Origin of the sequence: Kocuria sp. HMSC066H03 (assembly GCF_001812045.1) — a bacterium.
In the GTDB taxonomy this organism is placed as follows: Bacteria; Actinomycetota; Actinomycetes; order Actinomycetales; family Micrococcaceae; genus Kocuria; species Kocuria rhizophila.
This window is the reverse complement of sequence record NZ_KV807502.1, coordinates 1-5,143: the sequence shown is the minus strand read 5'-3', so window position 1 is coordinate 5,143 and position 5,143 is coordinate 1. Positions and strand designations below refer to the sequence as shown.

Sequence of the window (5,143 nt, the reverse complement as noted above, 5' to 3'; positions counted from 1 at the left end):
GTGGTGGGTGGTTTCTGTTGAATTTTTTGACGGAGAGTTTGATCCTGGCTCAGGACGAACGCTGGCGGCGTGCTTAACACATGCAAGTCGAACGCTGAAGCTTGGTGCTTGCACTGGGTGGATGAGTGGCGAACGGGTGAGTAATACGTGAGTAACCTGCCCTTGACTCTGGGATAAGCCTGGGAAACTGGGTCTAATACTGGATACGACATGTCACCGCATGGTGGTGTGTGGAAAGGGTTTTACTGGTTTTGGATGGGCTCACGGCCTATCAGCTTGTTGGTGGGGTAATGGCTCACCAAGGCGACGACGGGTAGCCGGCCTGAGAGGGTGACCGGCCACACTGGGACTGAGACACGGCCCAGACTCCTACGGGAGGCAGCAGTGGGGAATATTGCACAATGGGCGAAAGCCTGATGCAGCGACGCCGCGTGAGGGATGACGGCCTTCGGGTTGTAAACCTCTTTCAGCACGGAAGAAGCGAAAGTGACGGTACGTGCAGAAGAAGCGCCGGCTAACTACGTGCCAGCAGCCGCGGTAATACGTAGGGCGCAAGCGTTGTCCGGAATTATTGGGCGTAAAGAGCTCGTAGGCGGTTTGTCGCGTCTGCTGTGAAAGCCCGGGGCTTAACCCCGGGTGTGCAGTGGGTACGGGCAGACTTGAGTGCAGTAGGGGAGACTGGAATTCCTGGTGTAGCGGTGAAATGCGCAGATATCAGGAGGAACACCGATGGCGAAGGCAGGTCTCTGGGCTGTTACTGACGCTGAGGAGCGAAAGCATGGGGAGCGAACAGGATTAGATACCCTGGTAGTCCATGCCGTAAACGTTGGGCACTAGGTGTGGGGAACATTCCACGTTTTCCGCGCCGTAGCTAACGCATTAAGTGCCCCGCCTGGGGAGTACGGCCGCAAGGCTAAAACTCAAAGGAATTGACGGGGGCCCGCACAAGCGGCGGAGCATGCGGATTAATTCGATGCAACGCGAAGAACCTTACCAAGGCTTGACATACACCGGACCGGGCCAGAGATGGTCTTTCCCCCTTGTGGGGCTGGTGTACAGGTGGTGCATGGTTGTCGTCAGCTCGTGTCGTGAGATGTTGGGTTAAGTCCCGCAACGAGCGCAACCCTCGTTCTATGTTGCCAGCACGTGATGGTGGGGACTCATAGGAGACTGCCGGGGTCAACTCGGAGGAAGGTGGGGATGACGTCAAATCATCATGCCCCTTATGTCTTGGGCTTCACGCATGCTACAATGGCCAGTACAATGGGTTGCGATGCCGCGAGGTGGAGCTAATCCCAAAAAGCTGGTCTCAGTTCGGATCGTGGTCTGCAACTCGACCACGTGAAGTCGGAGTCGCTAGTAATCGCAGATCAGCAACGCTGCGGTGAATACGTTCCCGGGCCTTGTACACACCGCCCGTCAAGTCACGAAAGTTGGTAACACCCGAAGCCGGTGGCCTAACCCTTGTGGGGGGAGCCGTCGAAGGTGGGACCGGCGATTGGGACTAAGTCGTAACAAGGTAGCCGTACCGGAAGGTGCGGCTGGATCACCTCCTTTCTAAGGAGCACAGTGGCTGGCCGTGTGGCCGGCGCCCACGATCCTCACCGTTGTGGTGGGGGTGTGGTTGATGCTCATGGGTGGAATATCAGCAAGCGGACACGCTGCTCCCTGACACGGGAACACGACCGGGCACAGTCCTGGTGGTGGTGTTGGGGTGGTGGTGTGGTGGCACATTGTTGGGTTGTCGATCAACACGCTGGTGTTGGTTGGTTTCCCGCAGCACCACGAAGCTGGGACGGTTGTTCTGGTGGGGTGGTGCTGGTGGGTTGTTGTTTGTCAACTACATAGTGGACGCGAGCATCTTTGACGCCGCGCACCCTGTTGGGGTGTGTGGTGTGTTCTTTGATGATTTATTTGTGTTGTGTGGCGTATAAGTTGTTACGAGCACACGGTGGATGCCTTGGCATCAGGAGCTGATGAAGGACGTGGAAATCTGCGATAAGCCTCGGGGAGCTGATAAACGAGCTGTGATCCGAGGGTCTCCGAATGGGGTAACCCGGCTGCGTGTTATGCGTAGTCACTCGTATCTGAATTCATAGGGTGCGAGGAGGAACGTGGGGAAGTGAAACATCTCAGTACCCATAGGAAGAGAAAACAACAGTGATTCCGTGAGTAGTGGCGAGCGAAAGCGGATGGTGGCTAAACCGGTTGTGTGTGATACCTGGCGAGGGTTGCATGATCGGGGTTGTGGGATGCGTTGTTCCTGGGGTCGCCACCCTGGGCGCTGTGGCGTGGTGGTAGTCGAACTGGTGGTGAGTGCCAGACCGTAGGGGGTGTGAGTCCCGTAGACGAAACTGTCATTGTCGTGGTGTGACGTTCTCCCGAGTAGCACGGGGCCCGTGAAATCTCGTGTGAATCTGCCAGGACCACCTGGTAAGCCTGAATACTTCCTGATGACCGATAGCGGATCAGTACCGTGAGGGAATGGTGAAAAGTACCCCGGGAGGGGAGTGAAATAGTACCTGAAACCGTGTGCTTACAAGCCGTTGGAGCCTTTAGGGGTGACAGCGTGCCTTTTGAAGAATGAGCCTGCGAGTTAGTGTTACGTCGCGAGATTAACCCGTGTGGGGTAGTCGTAGCGAAAGCGAGTCTGAATAGGGCGTTGTGAGTGGCGTGATCTAGACCCGAAGCGGGGTGATCTACCCATGGCCAGGTTGAAGCGCGTGTAAGAGCGCGTGGAGGACCGAACCCACTTCAGTTGAAAATGGAGGGGATGAGCTGTGGGTAGGGGTGAAAGGCCAATCAAACTCCGTGATAGCTGGTTCTCCCCGAAATGCATTTAGGTGCAGCGTTGCGTGTTGCTTGCTGGAGGTAGAGCTACTGGATGGCTGATGGGCCCTACAAGGTTACTGACGTCAACCAAACTCCGAATGCCAGTCAAGTTGAGCGTGGCAGTGAGACTGTGGGGGATAAGCTTCATAGTCGAAAGGGAAACAGCCCAGACCATCAACTAAGGCCCCTAAGCGTGTGCTAAGTGGGAAAGGATGTGGAGTTGCTTAGACAACCAGGAGGTTGGCTTAGAAGCAGCCACCCTTGAAAGAGTGCGTAATAGCTCACTGGTCAAGTGATTCCGCGCCGATAATGTAGCGGGGCTCAAGTACACCGCCGAAGTTGTGGCATGACACCGTATAGCTGAGCCGTTTGTGGTTGAGGTGGTGTTGTGGGTAGGGGAGCGTCGTTGGGGTAGTGAAGCTGCGGGGTGACCCAGTGGTGGAACCTCAACGAGTGAGAATGCAGGCATGAGTAGCGATAGACGGGTGAGAAACCCGTCCGCCGGATGATCAAGGGTTCCAGGGTCAAGCTAATCTGCCCTGGGTGAGTCGGGACCTAAGGCGAGGCCGACAGGCGTAGTCGATGGACAACGGGTTGATATTCCCGTACCGACGAAGAACCGACCCTACTGAACCGGGGATACTAACCACCCGAACCACCATGACCGTGTGCCCTTGTGGTACGCGGGGTGTGTGGGGAGCGTGGGACCTGATCCGGGGAGGTAAACGTGTTAACAGGTGTGACGCAGGAAGGTAGCCGAGCCAGGCGATGGTTGTCCTGGTCTAAGCATGTAGGGTGACCCGTTGGTAAATCCGCGGGTTGTGTGCCTGAGATGTGATGGGACTCTCTTAGGTGAGGGAATTCGGTGATCCTATGCTGCCAAGAAAAGCATCGACGTGAGGTTCTAGTCGCCCGTACCCCAAACCGACACAGGTGATCAGGTAGAGAATACTAAGGCGTTCGAGAGAATCATGGTTAAGGAACTCGGCAAAATGCCCCCGTAACTTCGGGAGAAGGGGGGCCCTGTCTGGTGAGCACACGTGCTGTGTGAGCTGGGTGGGGTCGCAGAGGCTAGGGGGAAGCGACTGTTTATCAAAAACACAGGTCCGTGCGAAGTCGTAAGACGATGTATACGGACTGACTCCTGCCCGGTGCTGGAAGGTTAAGAGGACCTGTTAGACCCTTGGGTCGAAGCGGAGAATTTAAGCCCCAGTAAACGGCGGTGGTAACTATAACCATCCTAAGGTAGCGAAATTCCTTGTCGGGTAAGTTCCGACCTGCACGAATGGAGTAACGACTTCCCTACTGTCTCAACCATGAACTCGGCGAAATTGCAGTACGAGTAAAGATGCTCGTTTCGCGCAGCAGGACGGAAAGACCCCGAGACCTTTACTATAGTTTGGTATTGGTGTTCGGTGTGGCTTGTGTAGGATAGGTGGGAGACTGTGAAGCTATCACGCTAGTGGTGGTGGAGTCGTTGTTGAAATACCACTCTGGTCACTCTGGACATCTAACTTCGGCCCGTGATCCGGGTCAGGGACAGTGCCTGATGGGTAGTTTAACTGGGGCGGTTGCCTCCTAAAGAGTAACGGAGGCGCCCAAAGGTTCCCTCAGCCTGGTCGGCAATCAGGTGTTGAGTGTAAGTGCACAAGGGAGCTTGACTGTGAGAGTGACAGCTCGAGCAGGGACGAAAGTCGGGACTAGTGATCCGGCGGTACATTGTGGAATGGCCGTCGCTCAACGGATAAAAGGTACCTCGGGGATAACAGGCTGATCTTGCCCAAGAGTCCATATCGACGGCATGGTTTGGCACCTCGATGTCGGCTCGTCGCATCCTGGGGCTGGAGTTGGTCCCAAGGGTTGGGCTGTTCGCCCATTAAAGCGGTACGCGAGCTGGGTTCAGAACGTCGTGAGACAGTTCGGTCCCTATCCGCTGCGTGCGTTGGAAATTTGTGGAGGCCTGTCCTTAGTACGAGAGGACCGGGACGGACGAACCTCTGGTATGTCAGTTGTTCCGCCAGGAGCATCGCTGATTAGCTACGTTCGGGATTGATAACCGCTGAAAGCATCTAAGCGGGAAGCTTGCTCCGAGATGAGATTTCCTAACCCCTTTGAGGGGTGTGAGGTGCCCAGTAGACGACTGGGTTGATAGGCCAGGTGTGGAAGCGTTGCAAGGCGTGGAGCTGACTGGTACTAATACACCGAAGACTTATACACACACAAACAGTCATCAAGTGTGGTGTTCGCGTTCACTATGTGGTTGACCACCAACAACCCCCACCCCACGGGAGGACACGCAACCCGGGCCCGA

The 5,143-nt window shown here is 55.8% G+C and carries 2 rRNA genes; both read left to right on the top strand.

The features are described from left to right. Nucleotides 1–26: 26 nt before the first annotated feature. Nucleotides 27–1,557, top strand: a 16S ribosomal RNA gene (locus HMPREF2833_RS00010). Between the two features lie 371 nt (nt 1,558–1,928). Next, a 23S ribosomal RNA gene (locus HMPREF2833_RS00005) occupies nt 1,929–5,049 on the top strand. The 16S and 23S rRNA genes sit together here, the layout of an rRNA operon. Nucleotides 5,050–5,143: the final 94 nt, after the last annotated feature.